Origin of the sequence: Actinoplanes sp. NPDC048791 (assembly GCF_040650095.1) — a bacterium.
In the GTDB taxonomy this organism is placed as follows: Bacteria; Actinomycetota; Actinomycetes; order Mycobacteriales; family Micromonosporaceae; genus Actinoplanes.
Map to the genome: position 1 here is coordinate 1 of NZ_JBEZGQ010001655.1, position 1,206 is coordinate 1,206.

The following is a 1,206-nucleotide window of genomic DNA, read 5'->3' on the forward strand; positions in this document are numbered from 1 at the left end:
CACCCCGGCCGCCGCCCTCGCCCGGCTGCTCGCCGGCAACCGGCGTTTCGTCTCCGGGCACGCCCGCCACCCGCACCAGACCCTGGCCGACCTGCACGAGGTCGCCGCGGGTCAGCACCCCTTCGCGATCACGATCGGCTGCGCCGACTCCCGGGTCTCGCCCGAGTTCCTCTTCGACCAGGGACTGGGTGACCTGTTCGACAACCGGGTGGCCGGGAACATCGTCGACGACCTGCTGCTGGGCAGCATCGAGTTCGCCGTCGAGGAGTTCGGCAGCCCGCTCGTCGTCGTGCTCGGCCACGAGCGGTGCGGCGCGGTGACCGCCACCATCGACGCCATCGAGAGCGGCGCCGGCGCCCCCGGGCACATCGGCACGATCGTCGACGCGCTCCGGCCGATCGTCGAGCCGGAGCTGAGCCGCCCCGGCGACGTGGTGGACAACGCCGTCCGCGCCAACATCCGGGCCCAGGCGGCCCAGCTGACCGCCCGCAGTGAGCTGCTGGCGGAGCACGTCCGGGCCGGCGAGCTGCGCATCGTGGGGGCCCGCTACGACCTCGACACCGGCCGGGTCGCGCTGGTGAGATGACCCGCGCCTCCGGCTATCGTTCGCGGATGCCCGCCGAGCCGACCGCCCCCGCCGTGTTGCCGGCGGACCGGCTGGCCTGGCTCGACGGGCTCCGGGCCGTGGCGGTCCTGCTGGTCGTGTACGCCCACCTCAGCCGCATGCTGTTCCGCGGGGCGCGGGAGGTCTCCGCCGAGTGGCTGCACGCCGGCAGTGCCGGGGTCATGCTGTTCTTCCTGGTCAGTGGCTACATCATCCCGGCCTCACTGGAACGGCACGGGAGCCTGCGCACGTTCTGGGTGAGCCGGCTCTGCCGCCTGCTGCCGCTCTACCTGGTGGTGATCACCGTGGTGGTCGCGCTGGGCGCCGCCGGGCTGATGCCGCTCGACCCCGCGCTGCGGGCCGACCCGCTGACCGCGGCCGTGGCGCACGTGACGATGCTGCCGCACCTGCTGGGCGTACCGCTGATCACGCCGGTGATCTGGACCCTCACCTTCGAGATGGCGTTCTACCTGCTGGTCGGCGCGCTGTTCGCGGTACGGCTGCACCGGGCCGGCAGCGTGCTGGCGGTGGTGCTGGCCGTGGTCGCCGTCGGCACCGCTCCGCTGGCGCCCCGGTTGCTCGCGGCGACGCCCGGCGACGCC

At 74.0% G+C, this 1,206-nt stretch carries 2 protein-coding genes; both read left to right on the top strand.

Annotated elements, in window-relative coordinates; genetic code table 11:
- Positions 1-586: carbonic anhydrase (locus AB0C29_RS49350; protein ID WP_360835426.1), on the top strand; the 586-nt coding region annotated here is incomplete at its 5' end.
- A gap of 26 nt (positions 587-612) precedes the next feature.
- Positions 613-1,206, top strand: a 594-nt coding sequence (locus AB0C29_RS49355; protein ID WP_360835428.1) for an acyltransferase, incomplete at its 3' end; no start/stop codon positions are given.